This window comes from Siculibacillus lacustris (genome assembly GCF_004328075.1).
Lineage (GTDB): Bacteria > Pseudomonadota > Alphaproteobacteria > Rhizobiales > Ancalomicrobiaceae > Siculibacillus > Siculibacillus lacustris.
Map to the genome: position 1 here is coordinate 29,453 of NZ_SJFN01000031.1, position 26,171 is coordinate 55,623.

Here is a 26,171-nt window from a genome sequence, read left to right on the forward strand (position 1 = left end):
CTCCCGGGGCATCGCCCGCCGGGCTCAGATGCTCGGGTCGAAGGCCGTCTCGCGGGCCGCCGCCGACGGCCGCCGGGCACGATCGCAGGCGCGGGTCGCGAGATCCTCGAACCACCGCACCCGCGCGTCGATGCGCTCCAGCCGATCGAGCGCCTTGTCCAGCGCCGCCATGGTCTTGGGCAGGCCCGGTTCGGCATCGTCGAGGAAGGTCGACAGCAGGCAGCCGAGCGACACGGCCAGCGCCGGCGCCCGCAGGCGACCGGTCAGCCCCACCGTCGAAACGCCCGCCGCCTCCAGCATCCAGTTCTGCGAGCCGACGCTGATCCGTGCCAGCCGGCAGGCGAGCAGCGGGTCGGTGCGCGCCGCTCGGTCGAGACCGGCGAGCCCCGCGCGGTAGGGCGCCAACAGATCGAAGCGCCGCATCAACACGTCGCGCAGCCGCTCGCGCGCGGGCTCGCCGGCCAGTTCCGGATCGCCGCCGGCCAGCACGCCAATGTCGATGCGCCGGGCGAAACTCTCGAGAATGTCGAAGGGACCGTCGAAGCTTCGCCGGAGGTCCGCCAGATCGATCCCCGCCCGCGCGGCGATGTCGCTCGGACGGATGTCGGCGAAGCGCTTCTCGCCCGCCAGCGCCAGCAGCGCCTCTTCGATCGTCTTCATCTGCTCGTCGTCGGCCATGATCGCCTCCATCGCTGAGCTCCCTAGATAGGGAGCCGCGACGGCCTCGACCAGGGCCGCGGCGTGACCTCAGTCGAACAGGCTCGACACCGACTTTTCCTGGGCGGTGCGGGCGATCGCCTCGCCGATCAGCGGGGCGATCGACAGGACGCGGATGTTGGCCGCCGCCCGGACCGCTTCCGTCGGCTGGATCGAATCGGTGATCACCAGTTCCTTGAGGTTCGACGCCGAGATGCGGGTCACCGCGCCGCCCGACAGCACGCCGTGGGTGCAATAGGCCGAGACGTCCTTGGCGCCGCGGGCGAGCAGCGCTTCCGCCGCGTTGCACAGGGTGCCGCCGGAATCGATGATGTCGTCGACCAGGATGCACGACCGGCCTTCGACGTTGCCGATGACGTTCATCACTTCCGATTCGCCGGCCCGTTCGCGGCGCTTGTCGACGATCGCCAGTTGCGCGTCGATGCGCTTGGCCAGCGCTCGGGCGCGGACCACGCCGCCGACGTCGGGCGAAACGACCATGACGGTGCCCGGCGCATAGCGCTCCTTGATGTCGCGCATCATCACCGGCGCCGCATAGAGGTTGTCGGTCGGGATGTCGAAGAAGCCCTGAATCTGGCCGGCGTGGAGATCGAGGGTCAGCACCCGGTCGGCGCCGGCATGGGTGATGATGTTGGCGACCAACTTGGCCGAGATCGGCGTGCGCGGCCCGGGTTTGCGGTCCTGGCGGGCGTAACCGAAATAGGGCAGCACCGCGGTGATGCGCTTGGCCGACGACCGACGCAGCGCGTCGATCATGATCAGCAGTTCCATCAGGTGGTCGTTGGCCGGGTAGCTCGTCGACTGGAGGACGAAGGTGTCCTCGCCGCGGACGTTCTCCTGGATCTCGACGAAGATCTCCTGGTCGGCGAAACGTCGCACCAGACAGCTCGACAGCGGAATCTCGAGATACTTGGTGATCGCCTCGGCGAGCGCGCGGTTCGAATTGCCGCAGACGAGCTTCATCGGATGCCTCTTTTCGACCGGGGGACCGCGACGATCGGCGTCCCGCTCCGAAACGCGTTGGACGCCCGCGGGGGGCGTCCTGTTGGCAGGCCTTTTAACAAGCACGAACCGCGCCGTAAACCGACCTTCTCGTCGACGCGCATCACGGCGACGGCACCACCGGCCGTCATCCGTCGGCGCGCGTCAGCCACGCCTTGATCGCCCGCACCGCCCGCGACGCCAGACGGGTCTGGCCGTCGACGGTCATGCCGGCCCAGGCGTCGCCCTCCGCCTGATTGCCGAGCTCCTGGCCGATGATCCGCTGCACCCGCCGCCCGCTGGCGTCGTAGATGTCGTAGGTGAACAGGAAGGTGGTCGCGGTGTTGTTGCCCAGCGCCACGAAATGCCCCTGAATCCGGTAGGTCGCCGGTTCCTCCAGGCGGTGCACCAGGGTGATCCCGGCGCCCGGCGCCTGCATCCGGAAGCGGGTGTAGATGCCGTCGCCGATGGTCACCGGCACGCCGGTGAAGGGCAGCATCTGTACCGTCACCATGCCCGCCGGCGGCTGCGCCTTCAGCGGCGGCAGCCGCGTCTCGCCGCTCAGCACCGAACCGGCGTCGCCGGAGGTACCGGCCGCGCCGCAGCCGACCAGCAGCGCGAGGCCACAGAGCGCCGCGCCGATCCGCACCGACGCGGCGAGACGCCGGCGGCGGCGATCGGGACGGGGAACGGATCCGGTCATGGCGCGATGCCTCTCGGGAACGGGGAATGCGTGGGGTTGTCTAGCCGGAAAGCGGGCGCCGGTCCACCACGCCGGCGGTGCTTCACGCCGCCCGCACCGTGATCGCCGCGACCAGACGGCCGTAGTCGGCCTCGCCACGCCGGGTGGTGCGACGATAGGAGAAGAATCGCGCCTCGTCGCCGTAGGTGCACAGACCGAGGTCACCGATCGCCCCGAGCTCTTCCGCCGCGAGTCGCAGCGCGATGAAGGCCGGCAGATCGAACATCGCATGCCCCGCGCGCTCGGACGGAGTGAAGAAGCGGGCGTGATCGGCCGATTCGGCGACGAAGCGCTCGACGAACTCCGGCCCGACCTCGTAGGCCGCCGCCGATATGGTCGGCCCGAGCACCGCGACGATTCGTCCGCGCCGTGCGCCGCACCCGACCATCGCCGCGACCGTCGCCGCGATCACCCCGGACAGCGCCCCTTTCCAGCCGGCATGGGCCGCCCCGACCACCCCGGCTTCCGCGTCGGCGAACAGGATCGGTCCGCAGTCGGCGGTGGCGATGCCGACCGCCAGCCCCGGCCGCGCCGTCACCAGCGCATCGACCCGCGGTCCCTCGCCCGGCGCCCACGGCGCCTCGACCACCGCCACGTCGGGCGAATGCACCTGCCACGGCATCAACAGCGCCTCCGGCCCGACGCCGAGCCGCGCCGCCACCCGGGCGCGGTTCTCGAATACCGCGGGCCGGGCATCGGCCGAGCCGAGGCCGATGTTGAGGCTGGCGTAGAGCCCTTCCGACACCCCGCCCTGGCGGGTGAAGAAGCCGTGCGACAAGGTCGGATGGTCGAGGAGCGGCGATCGGATCACGGTGTGGGGTTCCGGACGGGAGGACGGGGAGACGGCGGCGGAAAGCCCGGCATGGCGAGGCCCGGCGGGCCGACGGCGAGCACCTTGAACAGCGAGCCCATTTCTTCCGGCCCGACCAGCCGCGCCACCTGACCGACCAGCGCCTCGCGGGTCGCCGCGTCCTTGTCGGCACCGAGCCGGCCGGCCCGCTCGGCGAGCCCGAGGGCGAGGAGGAAGTCGCCCTGTTCGATCGGCCCCTGGACTGCCGCGCCGGTGCGCCATGCCGCCTGGGCCAGCGCCATGAAGTCGACATGGGCGGTGAGATCGGCCTCGCCCGGGCGGCCGAGCGGATCGACGTGGGTGTGCGAGCGGATCGCCTGGAAGGTGTCGCCGAAGGCCGGGCCGGCATAGCCGTAGTCGACCGCCAGGATCACCCCGCCGTCGCGCACCACGCGCTCGGCCAGCGTCGCCATCACCGCCACTCCGGCGGGCGAGACCTCGACGATCGCCCCTTCGGGCGCGCCGGCCATGAACACCGGCCGCCGCTCGGCCGGCAGGGTCGTGGGGCCCAACCCGAAGGCGAGGACGCCGTCGTCGTCGAGCCCGACCACCCGCTCGTGCCAGCCGCCGTCGGCCTTCTGGAACTGGCGGATCGGCAGGGCGTCGAAGAATTCGTTGGCGATCACCAGCAGCGGACCGGCCGGGATCTCCTCGATGCGTTCGTACCAGGTCGGGGTCAGCGGCCCGCCGGCCAGCGTCGCCGCCTGTCTGGCGCGCAGCCGCGGGCTGGTCTCGACCAGGCCGAGCCGCGCCGCGGCGAGGAAGGCCGGCACCCGCCGGGCCACCCGCAGCAGATCGGCCATCAGTGTGCCGCGGCCGGGCCCGAGCTCGATCAGCCGGAACGGCGCCGGGCGCCCGGCGCGCTCCCAGGCCTCGACGATCGCCGCGCCGATCACCTCGCCGAACATCTGCGACACTTCCGGCGCCGTGACGAAATCGCCGTCGGCGCCGAAGGGCTCGCGTGCCATGTAGTAGCCGTGCTCGGGATCGCCGAGGCAGAGCGCCATGTAGTCGTGGACGGCCATCGGACCGTTCAACCGGACGAGCGCCCTGATGCGGTGCTCGAGCGGGGTCGGGCTCATGGCGGATCGCTCCGCGGCACCCGCCGCGCCGCCCAGATCGCCAGCGCCAGCCCCGCCGCGACCATCGGCAGCGACAGCACCTGCCCCATGGTGACGCCGCCGGCGAGGAAGCCGAGTTGGGCGTCGGGTTCGCGGAAGAATTCGGCGGCGATCCGCGCCAAGCCGTAGCCGGTGGCGAACAGCCCGGCGAGCAGCCCCGGCCGGCGCAGTACGTCGGTGCGCGCGACGATCACCGCGAGAACCGCGAACAGCAGCACCCCCTCGAGCGCCGCCTCGTAGAGCTGGCTCGGATGCCGCGCCACCGGCCCGGCGTAGGGAAACACCATCGCCCAGGCGACGTCGCTGGTCCGCCCCCACAGTTCGCCGTTCACGAAATTGGCCAGCCGTCCGAAGAACAGGCCGATCGGCGCGGCGGCGGCGAACAGGTCGAACAGCGTCAGGAACGAAAAGCTGCGGCCGCGGGCGAACAGCACCATCGCCGCCACCGAGCCGAGGAAGCCGCCGTGGAAGGCCATGCCGCCCTTCCACACCATCACGATCTCGGACGGATTGGCGAGGTAGTGGGCGGGATTGTAGAACAGGACGTAGCCGATGCGTCCGCCGAGCACGATGCCCAGCGTCGCCCACAGCACGAAGTCGTCGATCTCCGGCGCGTTCGGCCGCGGCCGTCCGCCCCACGGGCGATCGTCGGCGATCAGCCGGCGCACCCACCACCAGCCGATGAGGATGCCGGCGATATAGGCCAGCGCATACCAGCGGATGGCGAGCGGCCCGAGTTGGACCGCGATCGGATCGAATGCCGGGAACGGCAGGACGTAGAGCGGCATGTCGGCGGGGTCTCGCGGGGATCCGGGGCGCGGCTCGGACAGTGGGATGCCCGGCGACCCGCGTCAAGCACCGCACCGCTGGCGAGGCCCCCGCCACCCTTGCGAGGTCGGACTCGGCACCCCATAACTGGATCGACGCGCAGCCCGCGGGCGCCCCGCGCCCGATCAGCCCCGGTCAGGAGACCCGCGATGACCCAGACCAACAACCGCTTCTTCGACGACATGGCCAAGCTGGTCACCGACGCCGCCGGCGTCGCCCAAGGCCTCGGCCGCGAAGTCGAGACCGCGATCCGCGCCCGCTTCGAGTCCTTCGTCACCGATCTCGACCTCGTCAAGCGCGAGGACTTCGAGGTGGTGCGCGATCTCGCCGCCGCCGCCCGCGCCGAGAACGAGGCCCTGAAGGCCCGCCTCGACGCGCTCGAGGCGCGGGTCGTCGCCCTCGAGGGCGGCAAGAGCGATCCCGCCCAGACCCTGATCGCCGGCGATCCCGTCGATCCGACCGTCGGCTGAGGCGTGGACCGGATTCTGGTCTCCGCCTGCCTGCTCGGCGCGCCGGTCCGCTGGAACGGCGCGGCGCGCCCCGTCGACGATCCCCGCCTCGCGACCTGGATCGCCGAGGGGCGAATCGTGAGCTTCTGCCCGGAATGCGCCGCCGGCCTCGCCGTCCCGCGCCCGGCCGCCGAGATCGCCCCCGGCGACACCGCGGAAACCGTCCTCGCCGGCCGCGGTCGGGTGATCACCGCCGCCGGCGCCGATCTGACCGCACCGTTCCGCGCCGGCGCCGCAGCGGCGCTGGCCCTGGTGCGCGAACACGGCCTGCGCTTCGCCCTGCTCGCCGAGGGCAGTCCCTCGTGCGGGTCGACGGTCGTCGCCGACGGCAGCTTCACCGGGCGCCGCCGCGCCGGCGACGGCGTCACCGCGCGGCTGCTCGCCGACCACGGCGTCGCGGTCCACGGTCCCGATCGTCTCGACGCGCTGGCCGCCGCCCTCGATCGCCCGGTTCGTCCCCCGCAAACGCTCTGACGCATCGGAATGTCCACATCTTTTCGATCCCCGGGGCGCCGCCCGGTGCGCGGAAGATGGTACTGCGCCTATACTGAAATCCGAGAGAGATTCGCGGCTCCGAGTGTGTCGGCCTCGATCGGTCGCGGTTCGTCGCGTGCCCCGCAATCCGGCGTCGTTCGTCGTCGCGGATCGTGGGGGGTGGTGAGTGCGAGTGGTGCGTATCCCCGGCCCAAGGCCCTTCCTCCCACGCGAGGCTTCGCCCCCGATGAGCCTGATCGAATTCGCAATCGAACGGCAATCCCACCCCGTCGACGTGATCGAACACGTCGCCGCCCTCGAAGACTGGTGCTTCGAACGGGCCGACGACGACGAGATCACCGTCTCGGTGACCGGCCGCTGGGCCGAATATCACGTCTCCTTCTCGTGGATGGAGAGCGTCGAGGCCCTGCATCTGGCCTGCACCTTCGACCTCAAGGTGACCGAACCGCGCCGCGCCGAAGTGACCCGGCTGTTGTCGCTGGTCAACGAACAGATGTGGATCGGCCACTTCGACCTGTGGTCGGGCGAGGGCGTGGTGCTGTTCCGCCATGCCATGGTGCTGGCCGGCGGCGCCGAACCTTCGGCGCGCCAGATCGCCGCGCTGCTGACCAATGCGGTGGACGCCTGCGACCGCTATTTCCAGGCGTTCCAATTCGTGGTGTGGGCGGGCAAGACCGCTCCGGAGGCGCTCGAGGGCGCCCTGTTCGAAACGGTGGGCGAAGCATGACCTTGGAACTCTCCGCGACCGAACCGCTGGTTCTGGTCGGTGCCGGCAAGATGGGCGGATCGCTGCTCGCCGGTTGGCTCGCCGAAGGCCTGGCGCCCGAGGCGGTGGTGGTCGTCGACCCGGCCCCGGCGCCCGAGACGCTGGCCCGCCTCGCCGCCCTCGGCGTGCGTCACAGCGCCGTCGCTCCGACCGACGTGGTCGCTCGTGTGCTCCTGGTGGCGGTCAAGCCGCAGGTCCTCGACGCCGTCCTGCCGCCGCTCGGGCCGCTGGTCGGGCCACGCACCATCGTGATCTCGGTGGTCGCCGGCAAGACCATCGCCACCTTCCGCGCCGCCCTCGGCGGCGGCTTGATCGTCCGCACCATCCCCAACACCCCGTCGCAGGTCGGCCGCGGCATCACCGCGGCGGTGGCCGGTGACGACGTCGGCGCCGCCGATCGCGACTTGGTCGGCCGTCTGCTCGCCGCCGTCGGCCGCGTCGAATGGGTCGACGAGGAGCGGCTGATCGATCTGGTCACCGCGATCTCCGGCTCCGGCCCGGCCTATGTGTTCCACATGGTCGAGGCGCTGGCCGCCGCCGGTACGTCGCTCGGGCTCGCCCCCGACCTCGCCGCGCGGCTCGCCCGCGCCACCGTCGAAGGCGCCGGCGAGTTGCTCTATCGCAGCGAGGACAGCCCCGAGACCTTGCGCCGCAACGTCACCTCGCCCGGCGGCACCACCGCCGCGGCACTGGCCGTGCTGATGGGCGACGACGCCCTCACCCGCCTGATGAGCGAAGCCGCCGCCGCCGCCGCGAAGCGCTCGAAGGAACTGGCCGGCTGAGCCGAGGCCGGACACTCCGGCGGGTCCGCCCCGCCGGCACCGCCTCGCCCACCCCCTCGCCTCACACCCCCGCGGCCGCCGCTTCCGCGTCGATCGCCTTGGCGCGCGCCAGAGCCGGCCGTTCGGCGATCCGCGCCACATAGGCGGAAACCTCGGGGATCGCCGGCAGCAGACCGAAGGCGGTGGTCCAGGTCAGGGCGCTGCCCCACAGCGCATCGGCGACGGTGAAGTGCTCGCCGAGCAGCCACGGGCCTTTCGCCAATTGTCCGGTGAGGGTGGCGATCATGTCCTCGAAGGTGCCGTAGGGCATCATGCTCGGCTTGCCCGGCTCGCGCTTCAGAGCCCGGTCGCACAGGGCCGGCTCGAAACACGAGCCGTAGAAGAACAGCCAGCGCAGCAACTCGCCGCGGTCGCGGTCGCCCATCTGCGGCGCCAGACCACGCTCGGGAAAAAGGTCGCCGAGATAGAGGGCGATCGCCCCCTGCTCGGTCACCACCGTGTCGCCGTGGCGGATCGCCGGCACCTTGCCCATCGGGTTGATCGCCAGATACGCCGGCGCCTTGTGCTCGCCCTTGGCGAAGGACAGCCGGTGGATCCGGTAGGGCACGCCCAGTTCCTCGAGCAGATAGACCATGCCGCTCGACCGCGTGTTGGTGGCATGGAACAGGGTCACGTCGGCTTCGCTCATCGTCGGTCCTCCCCGGAATGGTTTTCTCCAACATGGAACATTTCAAGAACGTACGCAAGTCCGAACACCCCCGCGACCCGACGGAATCGTCGCCCGACCGCCCCGCGCGGCCATGGCCGGAGGCGAGAAACCTTGCGCTTTTGGCCCACCGGTGCTATGAGCCCGGCCGTTCCCACACGCCGACACCCCTGGAGGCACCGTGAGGGACCCCCGACCCGTCCGCATCAGCGACCCGTCGGGTGGGCAGAGGCCGGATTTCCGGCCTTTTTCTTTTGACAGTCACTCGAAAGGTGAGCACCCCATGAGCCGTCAGTCCTACGAGCTCGAGGCCACGGTGCGGGAACGGATCGGCAAGGGGGCCGCCCGTGAACTGCGTCGTCAAGGCCGTGTCCCCGCCGTGATCTACGGCGACAAGAAGCCCCCGATCGCCATCTCGCTCGGATTCAAGGACGCCGACAAGCGTCTGCGCGCCGGCGGCTTCCTGACCACCGTCGCGACCGTGGTCGTCGGCGACGAGAAGGTCCGTGTGATCCCCAAGGATTACCACATGGATCCCGTGCGTGACGTACTCACCCACGTCGACTTCCTGCGCATCGGCGACAACACCGTGGTCACGGTCTTCGTCCCGGTCCATGCGATCAAGCAGGAACAGTCGACCGGCATGAAGCGCGGTGGCGCCCTGTCGATCGTCCATCACGAAATCGAGCTGCAGGTGCGGGCCGACCAGATCCCCGACGCGATCGAAGTCGACATCACCGATCTCGACATCGGCGATTCGGTGCACATCGAGGACGTGGTCTTCGCGCCCGGCATCAAGCCGGTGATCCACGAGAAGAACTTCACCGTGCTGGCGATCACCGCGCCGGTCGGCTTCACCGAAGTCGCCGCCACGCCGGTGGCGTGATCCGGCCTTCCGCATCGGAGAAGCCCATGCTGCTCTTCGTCGGGCTCGGCAACCCCGGTGCGGACTACGCCGGCAATCGGCACAACATCGGTTTCATGGCGGTGGACGCGATCGTCCGCCGCCATGGCTTTTCGCCCTGGCGCGCCAAGTTCCACGGCGCGGTCTGCGAAGGCACCATCGCCGGCGAAAAGGTCGTGGCGCTGAAGCCCGCGACCTACATGAACGACAGCGGCCGCGCGGTCGTCGCCTGCACCGGTTTCTACAAGATCGAGCCCAAGGACGTGATCGTCTTCCACGACGAACTCGACCTCGCCCCCGGCCGCCTGCGCGTCAAGATCGGCGGCGGCCACGCCGGCCACAACGGCCTGCGCTCGATCCAGGCCCACATCGGCCCCGATTTTCGCCGCATCCGCCTCGGCATCGGCCATCCCGGCGCCAAGGAACGGGTCACCGGCCACGTGCTCGGCGACTTCGCCAAGGTCGACCGCGAGTGGCTGGAGCCGCTGCTCGACGACGTCGCGGCGGCCGTCGACAAGCTGGTCGCCGGCGACGACACCGGCTTCATGAACGCCGTCGCCAGCCCGCCGCGCCCCTTGGAAGCCCCTGCGGCGCCCGCCCGCGCCGCCGCGCCGTCCGGGGAGGGGCCTCCCGCTTCGGCCCGCAACGCCATGGCGGAGACCCTGCGGCGCCTCCTCGCCGCCAAGAAACGCTGAGCCCTCGCGTACGCCCGCGCTTGCGGACTTGCCAGACGCGTCGGGGACGATTATGGTGCGGCATCGGATTTCGGCCGGACACTGGGCTGTTTCGCTCGGGCTCATCCGGGCGCGCTTGTCAGATCTCTCCAAAATTCGACTGAACGAGCGGGAGGCGCCGTCGCGCCCGCTCGCGTTTGCACAAGCGACGAAGAGGATGACTACTATGCCGATCGGAACCGTCAAGTTCTTCAACGAAACCAAGGGATACGGCTTCATCCAGCCGGAAGACGGGGCGAAGGACGTGTTCGTCCACATCTCCGCGGTCGAGCGCTCCGGCCTGCGCTCTCTCCACGAGGGCCAGAAGGTCTCCTTCGAGATCGAAGTCGATCGCCGTTCGGGCAAGGCTGCCGCCGCCAACCTCGCGGCCGTCTGAGCTTCCGCACGGGCCGGAGACGCGGGATTCCCTTCCGCGTCTCCGGCCCGTCGCATTTTCGGTCTGACAATACGGCCGGCAGAACAACAGGGATATGGATCTCGTTCATGGCCAAGGAAGAATTGATTCAATTCGACGGGCTGGTTTTGGAAATCCTGCCTGACGCTCGCTTTCGCGTCCGCCTCGAGAATGGTCACGAAATCGTCGCCTACACCGCGGGCAAGATGAAGAAGAACCGCATCAAGACCTTGGCCGGAGATCGCGTCACCGTCGAGATGAGCCCCTACGACCTGGAAAAGGGCCGCCTGGTGTTCCGCCATCGCGAAGTCCGCCCCGATTCGGCGCCCCGGCCGGCCGGCGGCAATCCCCAGTTCCGTCGTCGCTGAGACCCGCCGCGCCGCCGACGCGCGGCGCCGGCGCTTCGCCGACCTCGACGCGTGAGCCGGCTGTCCGCCACGCGACCAAGACCGGAAAGATCCGCCCATGGGTTTCAAATGCGGGATCGTCGGCCTGCCGAACGTCGGCAAGTCGACCCTCTTCAACGCCCTCACCCGGACCGCGGCCGCCCAGGCCGCCAACTACCCCTTCTGCACCATCGAGCCGAACACCGGCGAGGTCGGGGTTCCGGATCCGCGTCTCGACAAGATCGCGACGATCGGCAAGTCGGCGCAGATCGTGCCGACCCGAATCACCTTCGTCGACATCGCCGGTCTGGTCCGCGGGGCTTCGAAGGGCGAGGGCCTCGGCAATCAGTTCCTCGCCAACATCCGTGAGGTCGACGCGGTCGTCCACGTCCTGCGCTGCTTCCAGGACGACGACGTGACCCACGTCGAAGGCCGCATCGATCCGGTCGCCGACGCCGAGACCGTCGAGACCGAGCTGATGCTGTCCGATCTCGACAGCCTGGAACGCCGTGTCGTCGCCGCCCGCAAGAAGGCCGCCGGCGGCGATCGCGACGCCAAGGCGCTGCTGCCGGTGATGGAGGCGGCGCTCGCCTGCCTGCAGGCCGGCCGCCCGGCCCGCACGCTGGACCTTTCGCCCGAAGACCGTGAGATGCTCGCCGGCCTGACGCTGCTCACCGCCAAGCCGGTGCTCTACGTCTGCAACGTCGACGAACCCTCGGCCGCCACCGGCAACGAGTATTCCCGCGCCGTCGAGGCGATGGCCAAGACCCAGGGCGCCATGGCCGTGACCATCTCGGCGGCCATCGAGGCCGAGATCGCCCAGCTCTCCGACGCCGAAGAGATCGAGTTCCTCGAAGGCATGGGTCTGCACGAGCCGGGCCTCGACCGGCTGATTCGCGCCGGCTACGACCTGCTCGGTCTGGTCACCTACTTCACGGTGGGCCCGAAGGAAGCGCGCGCCTGGACGATCACCCGCGGCACCAAGGCGCCGGGCGCCGCCGGGGTGATCCATTCCGACTTCGAGCGCGGCTTCATCCGCGCCCAGACCATCGCCTACGACGACTACGTGGCGCTCGGCGGCGAAGCGGCGGCCAAGGAAGCCGGCAAGGCCCGCGACGAAGGCAAGGAATACGTCGTCCAGGACGGCGACATCCTGCTGTTCCGCTTCAACGCCTGACCCGAGAGACGAAACGGGCGGCCGCCGCGCGGCCGCCCCACACCCTCAGCGCGGCACGCGGTCCCAGGGCCCACCGCCGATGAAGCGCTGATGCATGCGGAACACCGCGATCACCGTCTCCGCGGCGATGCGCACGCCGAGGAAGATCAGCGCGGCGAGCAGGGTGACGGTCACCAGGACCAGCCCCCCGACCAGCGGCGACTGCAACAGCGCCGCGACCCCGAACAGCCAGCCGATCAAAGCGACCAGAACCGCGAAGGCGCTTCCCAGAAGGTGGAACGGACGAACCAGGCGATCGACGAGAAAATCGTCGAGGTTGGTGAGTTTCGACAACATGCGACCGATTTCCTCTGTCATCCTCGACGCTTCGAAAGGCGGCGGTCGGGCCTTGCCGCCGGTTTTCGCGCGCCTCTTATGACACGGACGCGGGCTCGGATCGACGGGGGAAATGATGTTGCACTTCGAGGACTTCGCCGCCGGGGCGGTCTTTCCGCTGGGCGCCCGGCGGATCGACCGCGACGAGATCGTCGCCTTCGCCGAGCGCTGGGATCCCCAGCCGATGCATCTCGACGAAGCCGCCGGTGCCGCCTCGATGCTCGGGGGCCTCTCCGCCTCCGGCTGGCACACCGCCTGCGTGATGATGCGCCTGTTCGTCGACGGACTGCTGTCCAAGGCCGATTCGCGCGGCTCGCCCGGCATCGAATCGTTGAAGTGGATGCGACCGGTGCGCCCCGGCGACACCCTGTCCGCCGATCTCACCATCCTCGACACGCGCCTGTCGCGCAGCCGGCCGACCATCGGTCTGGTGCGCGGGCGCTTCGAGACGGTCGACCAGAACGGCGCCGCGGTGCTGGTGATGATCGCCACCGTGATGATGGGAACGAGGGCCGCGGCATGATGTATCTCGAGGACTATCGAGCCGGCGCCACCCTCGACCTCGGCCGGCACACCTTCAGCGCCGAAGAGATCGTCGACTTCGCCCGCCAGTTCGATCCCCAGCCCTTCCACATCGACGAGGAGGCCGGCCGCGCCTCGCTGTTCGGCGGCCTCGCCGCCTCCGGCTGGCACGTCGCCTGCGCCTGGATGCGGCTGTGGATCGACCACCAGAACGCCGAGATGGCCGCCGCCGACGCCCGCGGCGACGACGTCGTGGTGTCGGGCCCCTCCCCCGGCTTCGAGGACATGCGCTGGTCCAAGCCGGTGCTCGCCGGCCACACCCTGTCCTACCGCTCGACGGTGATCGCCACCCGCCCGTCCGGCTCGCGCCCCGGCTGGGGCACCCTGGTCAGCCGCAACTCGGCGACCGACGAAGCCGGCGACGAGGTCTTCAGCTTCGTGGTCAACGTCTTCGTGCCGCGCCGCCCGCGCGCGCCCAAGGCCTGAGCGAACGATCGATCGCGGTCGTCCGTCGCCGGCGGACGCACCGTTCGACGGATGCCCCGTTTCCCCCGCGTGCGCTCCGCCCTAGATGTCGGTTCGAGCCCTCGAGGAGATCCGACATGACCGACGCCGTGCCCGACCCGACCGCCCCCGCCGCGCAGGTGATCCTGCCGCGGGTCCACGACCTCGGCGACGGCTTCCAGGTGCGCCGCGCCCTGCCCTCGGCGATGCGCCGCATGGTCGGCCCCTTCGTGTTCTTCGACCAGTTGGGGCCGGTGATCCTCGGCCCCGGCAGCGGTCAGGACGTCCGCCCCCACCCCCACATCGGCCTGTCGACCCTGACCTGGCTGTTCGAGGGCGAGATCCGCCACCGCGACAGCGCCGGCCATGTCGAGACCATCCGCGCCGGCGAGGTCAACTGGATGACCGCCGGCCGCGGCATCGTCCATTCCGAGCGCACCCCGCCGGAGCGCCGGGTGACCGGCGGCGGATTGTTCGGTCAGCAGATCTGGATCGCCCTACCGCGGGCGTCGGAAGAGACCGATCCCGGCTTCACCCATCACACCGCCGACAGCCTGCCGCGCCTCGACGGCGACGGCGCCACCGCGACGATCGTCGCCGGCGAAGCCTTCGGCCTGCGCTCGCCGGTGCCGACCTTCTCCGACCTGATGTTCGTCGACGTGGTGCTCGCCGACGGCGCCCGCTTCCACGTGCCCGCCGATCACGCCGAGCGCGCCGCCTTCGTGATCTCCGGCGCCGTGTCGATCGCCGGCCAGACCGGCACCTTCGAGGAGATGCGGCTGGTGGTCTTCGCCCCCGGCGCCGAGATCGTGCTCGAGGCCCACGGCCCCACCCGCCTGACCCTGATCGGCGGCGAACCCTTCCCCGAGAAGCGCCACATCTATTGGAACTTCGTGTCGAGCTCCAAGGACCGCATCGAGGCGGCCAAGGCCGACTGGCGCGCCGGCCGCTTCCCCGGCATCGCCGGCGAGACCGAGTTCATCCCGCTCCCCCCCGACCCGCCGGGCGTGGTGTGGAAGGACTGAGCGACGCGAAAGGCCCGGCGCGAGCCGGGCCTTCGTCATACGCTTCGATCGTCGGGCTGCGCCCACCCCGTGGGGAGCGCGGTGGCGATCCTCAGTCCTTGGCGCGCTCCACGTAGGAGCCGTCGACGGTCATCACCACCACGCGGGTGCCGATGCCGACGTGCGGCGGCACCGCCGACTTGACGCCGTTCGACAGCATCGCCGGCTTGTAGGACGACGAGGCGGTCTGGCCCTTGGTCACCGGCTCGGTATCGACGATCTCGAGGGTGACGCGCGCCGGCAGTTCGATCGACACCGGGATGTCCTGGTAGATCGCCACCTGGACTTCCATGTCTTCCTGCAGATAGACCGACTGATCGCCGACCACGTCCTTGGAAACCACGATCTGATCGTAGTTTTCCTTGTTCATGAAGTGGAAGCCCTCGTCGTCGGCATAGAGGAAGGCATAGGCGCGCTCGTCGAGCATCGCCCGCTCGACCTGCTCGGTGGTCTTCCAACGCTCGGACACCTTCACGCCGTCGGAGATGCGCCGCATGTCGATCTGCGTCGTCGGCGTCCCCTTGCCGGGGTGGAAGCTCTCGGCCGACAGGACGACGTAGAGTTTGCCGTCCATGTCGACGACGTTGCCCTTGCGGAGATTCTGCGCATTCACTCTCATGGGGAAGGGACCTCGACTGTCTCAAAAGACCTCACGCGCGCGCACCCGACGGCTCGCACGTTGTGTTGCGTCTCCTCTGGCACTTCTCGGCCGCGAAGGGAAGCGAAAACTCGCCGATCCCCGCCGCCGAGGGCTTGCGGAGGGCCGCGCCGGAAGGGAAACTCGACGACCCCATCGCCGAAGGCCGCGCCCCGCATGACCCCGGAAGCCCCCCGCCCGCCCGCGCCCCGCACTCCGGATGCGCCCTCGCCCTGGTGGGATCGCACCCGTCATGCCGACCGGCGCCCCCTCCTCCTCGCCCGCAACCGCATCCGGAGCGCCTTGCGCCGGCATTTCGAGGAGCGCGGCTTCACCGAGGTCGAGACCGCCGCGCTGCAGGTCTCGCCCGGCAACGAGGCCCATCTCCACGCCTTCGCGACCACGGCGATCGACGCCGACGGAAGCCGGCGGACGATGTATCTCCACACCTCGCCGGAATTCGCGATGAAGAAGCTGATCGCCGCCGGCGAGACGCGGATCTTCGATTTCGCCCGGGTGTGGCGCAACCGCGAGGCCACCCACCGCCACGCCGCCGAATTCACCATGCTCGAATGGTATCGCGCCGGCGAGCCGTGGCAGGCGTTGATGGACGACTGCACCGCCCTCCTGCGCCTGGCCGCCGAGGCCGCCGGCGCCCCGCGTCTGGTCCACCGCGGGGTGAGCTGCGATCCCTTCCTGCTGCCGCGCCGCCTGACCGTCGCCGAGGCCTTCGCCACCCATGCCGGCATCGACCTGTTCGCCACCCTGGGCAGCGGCGCCGGCGCGGCGCCCGACCGCGCGGCCCTGGCCGCGGCGGCGCGCGCCGCCGGCCTCGGAATCGCCGCCGACGACGGCTGGTCGGACATCTTCTCGCGCATTCTGGTCGACCGCATCGAGCCGCGGCTCGGCATCGATCGCCCCACCTTCCTCACCGAATACCCGACCCACGAGGCGGCGCTGGCCCGGCCATGCGCCCACGACGGCCGCGTCGCCGAGCGTTTCGAGCTCTACGTCTGCGGCGTCGAACTCGCCAACGGCTTCGGCGAACTGACCGACCCGGTCGAGCAGCGCCGCCGCTTCGAGGCCGAGATGGACGAGAAGCAGCGCGTCTACGGCGAACGCTACCCGATCGACGAAGCCTTCCTCGCCGCACTCGCGGACATGCCGGCGACCAGCGGCATCGCGCTGGGCTTCGACCGGCTGGTGATGTTGGCGACCGGGGCGCCGCGCCTCGACGACGTCGCCTGGACGCCGGTCGAGCGGGCGCCGGATCCCCGCTGAGCCGGCGCCCGCCCTCCGCTTCGCACCCCTCCGGACGCCGGCGCGCCGCCGCGCCTGTGATAGTATCCGCTGCGATCTCGGGCCACTCTGTTGCGACTGCGAGGGACCGGGACACGATGCACGACGACCACGATCACGCCGACCACGACCATGGGCACGCCGCCCACGGGTCTCACGATCATGCCGCTCCCGCGGCCGAATCCCACGACCACAGCCATGCCCACGACCACGGCCACCACCATGGCACCGGCCACAGCCACGCCCCGACCGACTTCGGGCGCGCCTTTCGCGTCGGCATCGTCCTCAACACCGCCTTCGTGGCGGTCGAGGCGGGTTTCGGCTTCTACGGCAATTCGGTCGCCCTGCTCGCCGACGCCGGCCACAATCTCTCCGACGTGCTGGCGCTGATCGTCGCCTGGATCGCCGCCCGCGCCGCTGCCCGGCCGCCGAGCCCGCGCTTCACCTACGGGTTGGCCGGCTCGTCGATCATGGCGGCGCTGTTCAACGCCGTCGTGCTGCTGATCGCCGTCGGCGCCATCGTCTGGGAGGCGATCCAGCGCCTGATCGCCCCCGAACCGGTGTCCGGCCCGACGATGATCGCCGTCGCCCTGGTCGGCATCCTGATCAACGGCGCCACCGCCCTGATGTTCGCCCGCGGTCGCGACGGCGACCTCAACATCCGCGGCGTCTACCTGCACATGCTGACCGACGCCGCGGTCTCCGCCGCCGTGGTGCTCGCCGGTCTGACCATCCTCGCCGGCGCCGGCACCTGGATCGATCCGCTGATGAGCCTGATCGTCGCCGGCGTGGTGGTGTGGGGCACCTGGGACCTCCTGGTGGAGAGCTCGGCCCTGTCGATCGCCGCGGTGCCGTCGCGCATCGACCCGGTCGCGGTGCGCGCCTGGCTCGCCGAGCGCCCGGGCGTCGCGGCCCTGCACGACCTCCACATCTGGGCGATGTCGACCACCGAGACGGCGCTGACCGCCCATCTGGTGATGCCCTCGGGCCATCCCGGCGACGCCTTCCTGGCCGAGACCACCGAGCTTCTGCGCAGCCGCTTCGCCATCGGCCACGCCACGCTGCAGATCGAGACCGACGCCGCCGACTGGTGCCGGCTGGCCCCGGAAGACGTGATCTGAGGAACCGTCGGGGGACGGATCCGCCCTACGTCAATGTCCTTCGAACTCGACCAGCGCCCGGACCGGCACGTCCATGCCGCGCAGCTTGGCGGCGCCGCCGAGATCGGGCAGGTCGATCACGAAACAGGCCGCGACCACTTCGGCGCCGAGGTTGCGCAGGAGCTGCGCCGCGGCGCAGGCGGTGCCGCCGGTGGCGATCAGGTCGTCGCAGAGGATCACCTTCTCGCCGGCCAACACCGCGTCGCGATGGATCTCCATCTGATCGACGCCGTATTCGAGGCTGTAGGCGATCGACACCGTCTCGTGCGGCAGCTTGCCCTTCTTGCGGATAGGCACGAAGCCGGCCGAGAGCTGATGCGCCACCGCTCCCCCGAGGATGAAGCCGCGCGCCTCGATTCCCGCCACCTTTTCCACGCCGGTCCCGGCGTAGGGCTGCACCAGCTCGTCGACGCTCTGGCGGAAGGCCCGCGGATTGCCGAGCAGGGTGGTGATGTCGCGGAAGATGATCCCCGGCTTCGGATAGTCGCGAATCGAGCGGATCGTGTCCTTGAGGTTCATCACCAGTAGTCCTTCATGATTTCGGTAGCCCAGGCGGGCTCGCGGATCGCTCCGCGCGGTTCGAAGCCGCGCATCACCGGCTTGATGTCGAGCACCGGCGTGCCGTCGATGGCGTCGAGGCCGCGCACCCGGAGGCGTCGCCCCGAGACCGACAGGATCTCGACCGTGGTCACCCCCAGCCGGTTCGGCCGCGGACTGCCGCGCTGGGCGAAGATGCCGACCTTCGGCCAGTCGGTCCGCCCGCGCGGATGGCGGTCTCCGATCGCGATGGTCTCCGGATCGATCATGTCGAAGTGGAACACCACCACCGCGTGGCTGAAGTCGCCGAGCCCGGCGAAGGCCGCCTCCGGATAGGCGAGATCGAGCACGATCTCCGACTCCACCGCGCCCCAATGGTCGTCGTCGGTCTCGATCCGACCGCCGTGCACCCGGCCGATCGGCTCGAGCGTGATCCCGGTCATGGCCGCACCTTGTTCAGCACCCGCCCGGCGACCGCGTCGAGCTTGGCGAGGAGCGCCGGATCGCGCTTGTCGTGGGCGGTCATCAGCGCGTGGTCGAGGGCCCGATCCGAGCCGATCGGACAGGGCGGATGCTCGGCGGGAAAATCATGGGCGAAACGGGCGATCAGCCGGCGCGCCTTGTCGGCGTTGTCGTAGACCACCTTGATCACCGAGGCGACGTCGACATGGTCCTCGGACGGATGCCAGCAGTCGTAGTCGGTGACCATCGCCACCGTCGCATAAGGCAGCTCGGCCTCGCGGGCGAGCTTGGCCTCCGGCATGTTGGTCATGCCGATCACGTCGAAACCGGCCGACTTGTACCACAGGCTCTCGGCCAGCGTGGAGAACTGCGGCCCCTCCATGCAGACATAGGTGCCGCCGCGCCGCACGTCGATGTCCTCGGCCAGCGCCGCGACCTTCAGCCGGTCCATCAGCCCCGGGCTGACGGGATGGCCGAAGCCGACGTGACCGACGCAGCCGGTGCCGAAGAACGACGAGGCGCGCGCCACCGTGCGGTCGACGAACTGGTCGATCAGCACGAAGGTGCCGGGCGCCAGATCCTCACGATAGGAGCCGACCGCCGAGATCGAGACGAGATCGGTGACCCCGGCCCGCTTCAGCGCGTCGATGTTGGCGCGGTAGTCGATCTCCGAGGGCGGAATGCGGTGGCCGCGGCCGTGGCGCGGCAGGAACACCAGCTTATTGCCGCCGATCGTGCCGATCAGCAACTCGTCGGAGGGCGTGCCCCAGGGGCTGTCGACCCGCGTCCAGGTCGCATCGACGAGACCCGGCAGGTCGTAGAGCCCCGAGCCGCCGATCACCCCGATCACCGATGCCGCCATGCCGTCCTCCATCGCGCGCCGCGCGTCCAGCCCCCGTCGCGGGGCACCCGCGAGTTTCACCATTCCCCGGCGAGATGCAATCCGTGAAGGCCACCTCGCGGTGTCCGCGTCGTCGCGGGGGCCCGGACGGACGAAGGGCCCCCGGTCGCCCGGGAGCCCCTGTCGCGATGCGAGGATCGGTCGCTCAGTGCGGGACCGTCGACCACAGCTTGCGCTTGGAGAAGTACAAGAGGCCGGCGAACACCACCAGGAACAGCATGACCTTGAGGCCGGTCTGCTTGCGCTGCTCCAACTTCGGCTCGGCCGCCCACATCAGGAAGGCCGAAACGTCGCGGGCGTAGGTCTGCAGCGTACCGGGCGTGCCGTCGTCATAGGTGACCTGCCCGTCGGACAGCGGCGGCGGCATGGCGATGCAGGTCGAGGCCAGGAAGGCCTTGTTGTACTGCAGACCGTCGGCGCAGGTGATGCCGTGCGGCGCGTCTTCGTAGCCGGTCAAGAGGTTGTAGACGTAGTCCGGCCCGTTCTCCTGATACTGGAGGAAAGCGTCGAACACGAACCACGGGAAGCCGCGGTGCACCGCCCGCGCCTTGCCCATCAGCGACAGATCCGGCGGCAGCGCGCCGTTCATCGCCGAGCGCGCCGCCTGCTCGTTGGGGAACGGCGAGGGGAAGCGATCGGACGGCCGGCCCGGCCGTTCGAACATGTCGCCGGCGTCGTTGGGCCCGTCCGGAACCTTGACCGTGGCGGCGAGCGCCTTGGCCTGATCGGCGGTGAAGCCGGGGCCACCCTCGTCCGCCAGCGTCCGGAAGGCCGCCAGCTTCATCGAATGGCAGGAGGAGCAGACCTCCTTGTAGACCTTGTAGCCGCGCTGCAACTGGCCCTTGTCGAAGCGACCGAAGGGGCCGGCGAAGCTCCAGGACTGCTTCTCGATCACCGGCCCGTGCGCCTCCTCCGCCGAAGCCGGGGCGGCGAGCGCGAGCCCGAGCCCCAGGACGGCGGCGGCGGCGGCGGCGAAGCCGAGTTTCGAACCCGAAAGGATCATGGTCATGGTGAGTGTCTCCCGATCTCTTCGGTTCAATGCACGGAGGTCTTGGCGAGGACCGCCGCCGTGATCGATTCCGGCAGGGGCTTCGGCTTCTCGATCAGACCGAGCACCGGCAGGATCACGAGGAAGTGGAAGAAGTAGTAGGCGGTGAGCACCTGCGACCAACGCACGGTCTCGTCGCTCACGGCCTGCGAGCCGAGCCAACCGAGCACGATCGCCACCACCACCAGAACCCAGAAGAACGTGCGGTACATCGGCCGATAGGTCGCCGAGCGAACCTTCGAGGTGTCGAGCCACGGCAGCACGAACAGCACCGCGATCGCCCCGAACATCGCGATGACGCCGCCGAGCTTGTCGGGGATGGCGCGCAGGATCGCGTAGAACGGCAGGAAGTACCATTCCGGCACGATGTGCGCCGGGGTCACCATCGCGTTCGCCTCGATGTAGTTGTCCGGGTGGCCCATGAAGTTCGGCACCCAGAACAGGAACCAGCCGAACAGCACCAGATAGGCGACCGAGGCGAAGGCGTCCTTCAGCGTCGCATAGGGCGTGAAGGCCACGGTGTCCTGCTCGGACTTGACCTCGACGCCGGTCGGATTGTTCTGGCCGACCACGTGCAGCGCCCAGACGTGCAGGATGACGATCCCGCAGATCACGAAGGGCAGCAGGTAGTGCAGCGAGAAGAAGCGATTGAGCGTCGGATTGTCGACCGAGAAGCCGCCCCACAGCCAGGTGACGATCGGCTCGCCGACCAGCGGGATCGCCGAGAACAGGTTGGTGATGACGGTGGCGCCCCAGAACGACATCTGGCCCCACGGCAGCACGTAGCCCATGAAGGCGGTGGCCATCATCAACAGGAAGATCAGCACGCCGAGGATCCACAGGATCTCGCGGGGCGCCTTGTAGGAGCCGTAGTACATGCCGCGGAAGATGTGGACGTAGACGGCGACGAAGAACATCGAAGCGCCGTTGGCGTGCATGTAGCGCAGCAGCCAGCCCCAGTTCACGTCGCGCATGATGTGCTCGACGGACGCGAAGGCGAGAGTGACGTGCGGCGTGTAGTGCATCGCCAGCACGATGCCGGTGACCAGCTGGACCACCAGCATCATCGACAGGATGGCGCCGAACGTCCACCAGTAGTTGAGGTTGCGGGGCGTCGGGTAGGCGACGAAGGAATCGTACCCGAGCCGGACGATCGGCAGGCGCGCATCGAGCCAGCGCGTGAAACCGTTCGAAGGAACATAGGTCGAAGGACCGCTCATGTCTTGCTTCTCCCGAGGCGGCGTCAGCCGATCTTCACGACCTTGTCGGACAGGAACTCGTACGGCGGCACCGGCAGATTGAGCGGTGCCGGGCCGGCGTGAATGCGGCCCGAGGCGTCGTAGACCGATCCGTGGCAGGGGCAGAACCAGCCGTCGTATTCGCCGGCGTGGCCGAGCGGCACGCAGCCGAGATGCGTGCACACCCCGACCACCACCAGGAGGTTCTCATGGCCCTTCTTGACCCGGTCGGCGTCGGTCTGCGGATCGCGCAGCGCCTTGACGTCGGTCTTGGCGAGCTCGGCCATTTCCTTGTCGGTGCGGTTGCGGACGAACACCGGCTTGCCGCGCCACTTGACCGTGATGATCTGGCCCGGCGCGACCGCCGAGATGTCGACTTCGGTGGAGGCCAGCGCCAGCGCGGAGGCATCCGGGTTCATCTGGTCGACGAACGGCCAGACCGCCGCGCCGACGCCGACCGCGGCGACGGCGCCGGTCGCGATGTAGAGGAAGTCGCGGCGCGACGGTTCTGTGGTGTCCATGGTCGTCAAGGTCGGATCCTCTCGAAGGTCGTCGGATCGATCACCCCCGTCCGTCGAGACCGAGCTGCGGTATCCTGGGAGGGATGGGCGAAGCCGGCGACACGCAGGAAGGAAGTTCGCGGTGGTCCAGCACCGGGCGACCACGAAGTGCCCAGTGTCCGATCGGCGCCGTTTTTGACATCACATCGGCCCCTTGTCCAGGGATCAGGCACCCCTCGCCCCCCCGACCTTTGAACGGTTCCGATCTGCCTCGTCGGCCGTCCCGGACCCGGCTTCGCGCACGCCGTCGATTCCGACTTGCGCCCGGCGCCGAAAACCCGGACGAAGGTCGATCCCCCGGACGAGGAAGCCCCAGAGCCCGTGTCGCCCGCCCCCGCCCCCTCCGATCCGCGCCTCGGCTGCCGCCTGCGTCTGGCCCTCTACGAGCCGGATATTCCGCAGAATACCGGCACGTTGCTGCGCACCGCCGCCTGTCTCGGCCTCGCCGTCGACCTGATCGAGCCGGCCGGCTTCGCCGTCACCGACCGCAACCTGCGCCGCGCCGGCCTCGACTATCTCGACGCCGCGGTGCTCACCCGCCACAGCGGCTGGACCGCCTTCGACGCCGCCCGCCGCGCCGAGGGCCGCCGCCTGATCCTGCTCACCACCGCCGCCGCGGAGCCCTATCTCGACTTCGCCTTCCGCCCCGACGACGTGATCCTGGTCGGGCGCGAATCGGCCGGCGTGCCCGAGCGCGTCCACGCCAGCGCCGACGCCCGGCTGATCGTGCCGATGCGGCCGGGCCTGCGCTCGCTCAACGTGGCGATCGCCGCGACCTTCGTGCTCGGCGAGGCGCTGCGCCAGACCGCCGGCTTCCCGCCGCTCGTCCCCGCCCACGGCCCCGGAGATCCCCGATGACCTCGTCCCCGCGCGACCTCGACGCTCTGAAGACCGCCGCCTCGGCGTGGTTCGAAACCCTGCGCGATCGGCTCTGCGCGATCTTCGAGGCGCTCGAGGACGAGATCGCCACGCCGGGCGTCGACGCCGCCCCCGGCCGCTTCCGCCGTGAGCCCTGGGCCCGCACCGATGCCACCGGCGAGCCCGGCGGCGGCGGCGTCATGGCGATGATGCACGGGCGGGTGTTCGAAAAGGTCGGCATCCACGTCTCGACGGTCCACGGCACCTTCTCGGAGGAGTTCCGCGGTCAGATCCCCGGCGCCGCCGAGGACCCGCGTTTCTGGGCCGCGGGCGTGTCGCTGATCGCCCATCCCTGGAACCCCCAGGTGCCGACGGTGCACATGAACTGCCGCCATGTCGTCACCACCCGCCGCTGGTTCGGCGGCGGCGCCGACCTGACGCCGGTGCTCGACCGTCGCCGCACCGCCGAGGATCCCGATACGATCGCCTTCCACGCCGCCCTGAAGGCCGCCTGCGATGCCCACCCGGTCGCCGACCACGGCCGCTACAAGCAATGGTGCGACGAATATTTCTTCCTGAGGCACCGCAACGAGCCGCGCGGCGTCGGCGGCATCTTCTTCGACAACCTCGACAGCGGCGACGGGAACGCCGACTTCGCCTTCGCGCGGGACGTCGGCAGCGCCTTCGCCGACGTCTGGCCGGTGATCGTCCGGCGCAACGGCACCACGCCGTGGACCGCCGCCGATCGCGAGGAACAGCTGATCCGCCGCGGCCGCTACGTCGAGTTCAACCTGCTGTGGGACCGCGGCACCATCTTCGGCCTGAAGACCGGCGGCAACGTCGCCTCGATCCTGTCGTCGCTGCCGCCCGTCGTCAAATGGCCCTGAGGGGCGGCGGCCGTCGCGTCGCCGTCATCGCTGCGGCCGACGCTGCGTCGCGCGCCTCGGCGATCCCGCCGGCGCGATTCGACGATGGAGGCCCCCGATGACCGACACCACCACCGACACCATCCCCGCGACCACCTTCTCCCCCGGCGACGTCGTCATGGTGAAGTCGGGCGGTCCCGCCATGACCGTCACCGCGATCATCGCCGACCTCGCCACGCTGGTGTGGTTCGCCGAGGAGGAGGAAGTCTTCCGCATCGAGGAACTGCCGTCCGTCGCCCTGATCGCCGTCGACTTCGACGAGGACGACGACGACGCGGAAGAGCCGGAGGCGGAAGAGCCCGAAGACGACTGATCGTCGTGACCCCGCGTGTCGGGCGGCCGCCGGGTCGCCCGGCCGTTCCGACGTCCGTTCGCGATCGTCCGCTCAGGCGGCGCGTTCCGGCGCGATCGCTTCCGGAATCTCGTCGTCGACGGCGCTGAGCGGGTCGGCGAGCGGACGGACGCGGTTGCGTCCGCCGTCCTTGGCCGCGTAGAGGGCGGCGTCGGCCTCGAGCAGCAGGTCGCGGGGCAGGCGCGTGTCCGAGACATGGCCGGCGGCGACGCCGATGCTGACGGTCACCACCGCGCCCTCGCCGTTGCCGTCGTGGGGGATCGCCGCCGACTCGATCGCCGCGCGGATGCGTTCGCCGACCCGGATCGCGTCGGCGAGCCCGGTCGCCGGCAGCACCACGATGAATTCCTCGCCGCCGAACCGGCCGACCAGATCGCCCTGGCGGCGCACCTGACTGCGGGTCGCCGCCGCCACCCAGGTCAGGCAGCGGTCGCCGGCGGGATGGCCGTAGCGGTCGTTGAACATCTTGAAGTGGTCGACGTCGATCATCAGCAGCGCCAGCGGCTCACCGGTCTGTCGCGAACGATCGGCCATTTCGGCGATGTGTCCGTCGACGGCGCGCCGATTGGCGACGCCGGTCAGCGGATCCATCTGGCTGATCAGGCGCAACTGGTCGTAGCGATGGCTGAGATTGCCGGTGGCGATCTCGCCGCGCAGGTCGCGCAGATGGGCCCGGCGGGCCTCACGCTCCATCACCAGTCCGGCGCCGAGCGTCGACACCGCGGTCGCGGTCAGGCCGATCGACACCGCGACGATCACCCCGCCCGGCAGCCCACCGGCCGCCAGTGCCGCGACCGAGATCGCCAGGATCGCCGTCGAGCCGGCCGCCGCAAAGGCGAAGCGCGGCCTGAGCACGATGTTGCCATAGAGCACCGGCAGCGCGACCAGCGCCGGATAGTGCGCCGCCCCCGGATCGCGCGCGAGATGGAACACCAACAGCATCGCCGCCGCAGCCAGCACGGGCAGGCCGGCCGCCCCCGCCTCGCGCAACGGCGCCGGGCAGCGCCGCCCGGCCAGCACCGCGAGGGCCAGAGCACAGGGCACCACCACGCCGAAGCGCAGCAGGGACGCCGTCGCCACCACGTCGCCGACCAGGTGCGAATCGAGCGCGCCGAGCGCGGCGAAGCCGATCGCGAAGCCCACCGCCGCCGTCGCCATCCGCGCCGAACGGCGGGCGCCGCGATCCGCTTCCCAGCGCGCTTCGAGGGCCGGCGAGAACCGCAGGCGATGCCATGGTCCGGCTTCGGCCTGATCGATCTCCTGGAGCGTGACGGTCGGTGTCGACATGGGTCGGGCCCTCGGCGGTTGGGTCTCGATCCGACGATGCCGCTTCGGGTTTAAGGGAGGTTTGGAGAATTGCCTCGCTTTGGATCGATCGGCGACCCGTCCTGCCGCGCGACGATCGCCCGCGCCCGCTCGACCAGCGCCGCATGGTCGAGGACGTGACCGGAGGCCCGCCAGTCGGCGGCGAGTTCGGCCAGCACCGCCCCGATTGCCGGCCCGCTCGGGCAACCGATCGCCAACAGATCGCGTCCGCCGATCGGCAGCACCGGCACGGCCGTCGTCGCCGCCCGCGCCAGCGCGGCGAGCGCGGTGGCCCCATCGATGCGGCCGCGCGCCGCCGCCAGCGCCAGCC

At 70.2% G+C, this 26,171-nt stretch carries 33 protein-coding genes and 1 pseudogene; 17 read left to right on the forward strand and 17 right to left on the reverse strand.

What is annotated here, in order from left to right; genetic code table 11:
* Positions 1-24 precede the first annotated feature (24 nt).
* From EYW49_RS17605 to lgt, 6 genes are all read right to left on the reverse strand, one after another.
* Complete coding sequence (locus EYW49_RS17605) at positions 25-678, reverse strand: TetR/AcrR family transcriptional regulator (RefSeq protein WP_131310941.1); 654 nt, start codon at positions 676-678, stop codon at positions 25-27.
* Positions 679-747: 69 nt separating this feature from the next.
* Positions 748-1,680, reverse strand: coding sequence for a ribose-phosphate pyrophosphokinase (locus tag EYW49_RS17610; RefSeq protein WP_131310942.1), 933 nt, complete (start codon positions 1,678-1,680; stop codon positions 748-750).
* Between the two features lie 166 nt (positions 1,681-1,846).
* Positions 1,847-2,401: a hypothetical protein gene (locus EYW49_RS17615; RefSeq protein WP_131310943.1), complete on the reverse strand. Its 555-nt coding sequence runs from the start codon at positions 2,399-2,401 to the stop codon at positions 1,847-1,849.
* 82 nt (positions 2,402-2,483) lie between these two features.
* The gene (pgeF, locus tag EYW49_RS17620) at positions 2,484-3,251 is read right to left on the reverse strand and encodes a peptidoglycan editing factor PgeF (RefSeq protein WP_131310944.1); all 768 of its coding nucleotides are present in this window, start codon (positions 3,249-3,251) and stop codon (positions 2,484-2,486) included.
* Positions 3,248-4,372 carry a class I SAM-dependent methyltransferase gene (locus tag EYW49_RS23485; protein ID WP_131310945.1) on the reverse strand — a complete coding sequence of 375 codons (1,125 nt, stop codon included), beginning with the start codon at positions 4,370-4,372 and terminating at the stop codon, positions 3,248-3,250. The genes pgeF and EYW49_RS23485 overlap by 4 nt, the downstream gene beginning before the upstream one ends.
* On the reverse strand, positions 4,369-5,199 hold the full coding sequence (gene lgt / locus EYW49_RS17630) for a prolipoprotein diacylglyceryl transferase (protein ID WP_131310946.1): 831 nt from the start codon (positions 5,197-5,199) through the stop codon (positions 4,369-4,371). Before lgt ends, EYW49_RS23485 begins: the two co-directional genes overlap by 4 nt.
* A gap of 189 nt (positions 5,200-5,388) precedes the next feature.
* Between lgt and EYW49_RS17635 the strand changes: the two genes are divergently transcribed.
* The 4 genes from EYW49_RS17635 to proC all read left to right on the forward strand — a co-directional run bounded on the left by EYW49_RS17635 (position 5,389) and on the right by proC (position 7,791).
* Complete coding sequence (locus EYW49_RS17635; RefSeq protein WP_131310947.1) at positions 5,389-5,709, forward strand: accessory factor UbiK family protein; 321 nt, start codon at positions 5,389-5,391, stop codon at positions 5,707-5,709.
* Positions 5,710-5,712: 3 nt separating this feature from the next.
* Positions 5,713-6,222, forward strand: a complete 510-nt coding sequence (locus EYW49_RS17640) for a DUF523 domain-containing protein (RefSeq protein ID WP_131310948.1) — start codon at positions 5,713-5,715, stop codon at positions 6,220-6,222.
* A 247-nt stretch (positions 6,223-6,469) separates the two neighbouring features.
* A complete protein-coding gene (locus EYW49_RS17645) occupies positions 6,470-6,970 on the forward strand; it encodes a type III secretion system chaperone family protein (protein WP_131310949.1) in 501 nt (166 codons plus the stop codon).
* Positions 6,967-7,791, forward strand: a complete 825-nt coding sequence (gene proC, locus EYW49_RS17650) for a pyrroline-5-carboxylate reductase (protein ID WP_131310950.1) — start codon at positions 6,967-6,969, stop codon at positions 7,789-7,791. Before EYW49_RS17645 ends, proC begins: the two co-directional genes overlap by 4 nt.
* A gap of 61 nt (positions 7,792-7,852) precedes the next feature.
* Here the strand turns inward: proC and EYW49_RS17655 are convergent, their stop codons facing one another.
* Complete coding sequence (locus tag EYW49_RS17655; protein ID WP_131310951.1) at positions 7,853-8,479, reverse strand: glutathione S-transferase family protein; 627 nt, start codon at positions 8,477-8,479, stop codon at positions 7,853-7,855.
* A gap of 301 nt (positions 8,480-8,780) precedes the next feature.
* On the opposite strand from EYW49_RS17655, the gene EYW49_RS17660 reads away from it, so the two are divergent.
* The 5 genes from EYW49_RS17660 (at position 8,781) to ychF (ending at position 12,092) form a co-directional block, all read left to right on the forward strand.
* Positions 8,781-9,383 carry a 50S ribosomal protein L25/general stress protein Ctc gene (locus EYW49_RS17660; protein WP_131310952.1) on the forward strand — a complete coding sequence of 201 codons (603 nt, stop codon included), beginning with the start codon at positions 8,781-8,783 and terminating at the stop codon, positions 9,381-9,383.
* 26 nt (positions 9,384-9,409) lie between these two features.
* Positions 9,410-10,096, forward strand: a complete 687-nt coding sequence (gene pth, locus EYW49_RS17665) for an aminoacyl-tRNA hydrolase (protein WP_131310953.1) — start codon at positions 9,410-9,412, stop codon at positions 10,094-10,096.
* A 205-nt stretch (positions 10,097-10,301) separates the two neighbouring features.
* A complete protein-coding gene (locus tag EYW49_RS17670) occupies positions 10,302-10,511 on the forward strand; it encodes a cold-shock protein (RefSeq protein WP_131310954.1) in 210 nt (69 codons plus the stop codon).
* A 107-nt stretch (positions 10,512-10,618) separates the two neighbouring features.
* The gene (infA, locus tag EYW49_RS17675; RefSeq protein WP_131310955.1) at positions 10,619-10,897 is read left to right on the forward strand and encodes a translation initiation factor IF-1; all 279 of its coding nucleotides are present in this window, start codon (positions 10,619-10,621) and stop codon (positions 10,895-10,897) included.
* A 97-nt stretch (positions 10,898-10,994) separates the two neighbouring features.
* Positions 10,995-12,092, forward strand: a complete 1,098-nt coding sequence (gene ychF, locus EYW49_RS17680; RefSeq protein ID WP_131310956.1) for a redox-regulated ATPase YchF — start codon at positions 10,995-10,997, stop codon at positions 12,090-12,092.
* 45 nt (positions 12,093-12,137) lie between these two features.
* On the opposite strand, the gene EYW49_RS17685 is transcribed toward ychF, so the two are convergent.
* Positions 12,138-12,428: a DUF4282 domain-containing protein gene (locus tag EYW49_RS17685; protein ID WP_131310957.1), complete on the reverse strand. Its 291-nt coding sequence runs from the start codon at positions 12,426-12,428 to the stop codon at positions 12,138-12,140.
* A 115-nt stretch (positions 12,429-12,543) separates the two neighbouring features.
* Here EYW49_RS17685 and EYW49_RS17690 point away from each other — a divergent pair, with 115 nt between their 5' ends.
* The 3 genes from EYW49_RS17690 to EYW49_RS17700 all read left to right on the forward strand — a co-directional run bounded on the left by EYW49_RS17690 (position 12,544) and on the right by EYW49_RS17700 (position 14,518).
* Positions 12,544-12,990, forward strand: a complete 447-nt coding sequence (locus tag EYW49_RS17690) for a MaoC family dehydratase (RefSeq protein WP_228259661.1) — start codon at positions 12,544-12,546, stop codon at positions 12,988-12,990.
* Positions 12,987-13,475: a MaoC family dehydratase gene (locus EYW49_RS17695; protein WP_131310959.1), complete on the forward strand. Its 489-nt coding sequence runs from the start codon at positions 12,987-12,989 to the stop codon at positions 13,473-13,475. Before EYW49_RS17690 ends, EYW49_RS17695 begins: the two co-directional genes overlap by 4 nt.
* Positions 13,476-13,591: 116 nt before the next feature.
* A complete protein-coding gene (locus EYW49_RS17700) occupies positions 13,592-14,518 on the forward strand; it encodes a pirin family protein (protein WP_131310960.1) in 927 nt (308 codons plus the stop codon).
* A 91-nt stretch (positions 14,519-14,609) separates the two neighbouring features.
* Here EYW49_RS17700 and efp read toward each other — a convergent pair whose 3' ends face one another.
* Positions 14,610-15,176: an elongation factor P gene (gene efp / locus EYW49_RS17705; protein WP_131310961.1), complete on the reverse strand. Its 567-nt coding sequence runs from the start codon at positions 15,174-15,176 to the stop codon at positions 14,610-14,612.
* Positions 15,177-15,371: 195 nt separating this feature from the next.
* On the opposite strand from efp, the gene epmA reads away from it, so the two are divergent.
* Both epmA and EYW49_RS17715 read left to right on the forward strand, forming a co-directional pair.
* On the forward strand, positions 15,372-16,475 hold the full coding sequence (epmA, locus tag EYW49_RS17710; RefSeq protein WP_131310962.1) for an EF-P lysine aminoacylase EpmA: 1,104 nt from the start codon (positions 15,372-15,374) through the stop codon (positions 16,473-16,475).
* Between the two features lie 116 nt (positions 16,476-16,591).
* On the forward strand, positions 16,592-17,614 hold the full coding sequence (locus tag EYW49_RS17715) for a cation diffusion facilitator family transporter (RefSeq protein WP_131310963.1): 1,023 nt from the start codon (positions 16,592-16,594) through the stop codon (positions 17,612-17,614).
* Between the two features lie 30 nt (positions 17,615-17,644).
* Here EYW49_RS17715 and EYW49_RS17720 read toward each other — a convergent pair whose 3' ends face one another.
* The 6 genes from EYW49_RS17720 to petA all read right to left on the reverse strand — a co-directional run bounded on the left by EYW49_RS17720 (position 17,645) and on the right by petA (position 22,369).
* Positions 17,645-18,172 (reverse strand): adenine phosphoribosyltransferase, encoded by a 528-nt coding sequence (locus tag EYW49_RS17720; RefSeq protein WP_131310964.1) that lies wholly within the window; start codon positions 18,170-18,172, stop codon positions 17,645-17,647.
* Positions 18,172-18,633, reverse strand: coding sequence for an SAM-dependent methyltransferase (locus EYW49_RS17725; RefSeq protein ID WP_131310965.1), 462 nt, complete (start codon positions 18,631-18,633; stop codon positions 18,172-18,174). Before EYW49_RS17725 ends, EYW49_RS17720 begins: the two co-directional genes overlap by 1 nt.
* The gene (locus EYW49_RS17730; RefSeq protein ID WP_131310966.1) at positions 18,630-19,514 is read right to left on the reverse strand and encodes an S-methyl-5'-thioadenosine phosphorylase; all 885 of its coding nucleotides are present in this window, start codon (positions 19,512-19,514) and stop codon (positions 18,630-18,632) included. The genes EYW49_RS17725 and EYW49_RS17730 overlap by 4 nt, the downstream gene beginning before the upstream one ends.
* Positions 19,515-19,698: 184 nt before the next feature.
* A complete protein-coding gene (locus tag EYW49_RS17735) occupies positions 19,699-20,562 on the reverse strand; it encodes a cytochrome c1 (RefSeq protein WP_131310967.1) in 864 nt (287 codons plus the stop codon).
* Between the two features lie 26 nt (positions 20,563-20,588).
* Positions 20,589-21,821: a cytochrome b gene (locus EYW49_RS17740; protein WP_131310968.1), complete on the reverse strand. Its 1,233-nt coding sequence runs from the start codon at positions 21,819-21,821 to the stop codon at positions 20,589-20,591.
* Between the two features lie 23 nt (positions 21,822-21,844).
* A complete protein-coding gene (petA, locus tag EYW49_RS17745) occupies positions 21,845-22,369 on the reverse strand; it encodes a ubiquinol-cytochrome c reductase iron-sulfur subunit (protein ID WP_131310969.1) in 525 nt (174 codons plus the stop codon).
* Between the two features lie 351 nt (positions 22,370-22,720).
* Here petA and EYW49_RS17750 point away from each other — a divergent pair, with 351 nt between their 5' ends.
* From EYW49_RS17750 to EYW49_RS17760, 3 genes are all read left to right on the forward strand, one after another.
* Positions 22,721-23,257, forward strand: coding sequence for a tRNA (cytidine(34)-2'-O)-methyltransferase (locus tag EYW49_RS17750; RefSeq protein WP_228259662.1), 537 nt, complete (start codon positions 22,721-22,723; stop codon positions 23,255-23,257).
* Positions 23,254-24,144, forward strand: a complete 891-nt coding sequence (gene hemF / locus EYW49_RS17755; protein WP_131310970.1) for an oxygen-dependent coproporphyrinogen oxidase — start codon at positions 23,254-23,256, stop codon at positions 24,142-24,144. Before EYW49_RS17750 ends, hemF begins: the two co-directional genes overlap by 4 nt.
* A gap of 97 nt (positions 24,145-24,241) precedes the next feature.
* Positions 24,242-24,496 carry a DUF2158 domain-containing protein gene (locus EYW49_RS17760; protein WP_131310971.1) on the forward strand — a complete coding sequence of 85 codons (255 nt, stop codon included), beginning with the start codon at positions 24,242-24,244 and terminating at the stop codon, positions 24,494-24,496.
* 72 nt (positions 24,497-24,568) lie between these two features.
* Here EYW49_RS17760 and EYW49_RS17765 read toward each other — a convergent pair whose 3' ends face one another.
* Positions 24,569-25,822, reverse strand: coding sequence for a GGDEF domain-containing protein (locus EYW49_RS17765; protein WP_131310972.1), 1,254 nt, complete (start codon positions 25,820-25,822; stop codon positions 24,569-24,571).
* Between the two features lie 50 nt (positions 25,823-25,872).
* Positions 25,873-26,171: pseudogene (locus tag EYW49_RS23065) on the reverse strand (hypothetical protein); the annotation flags it as partial.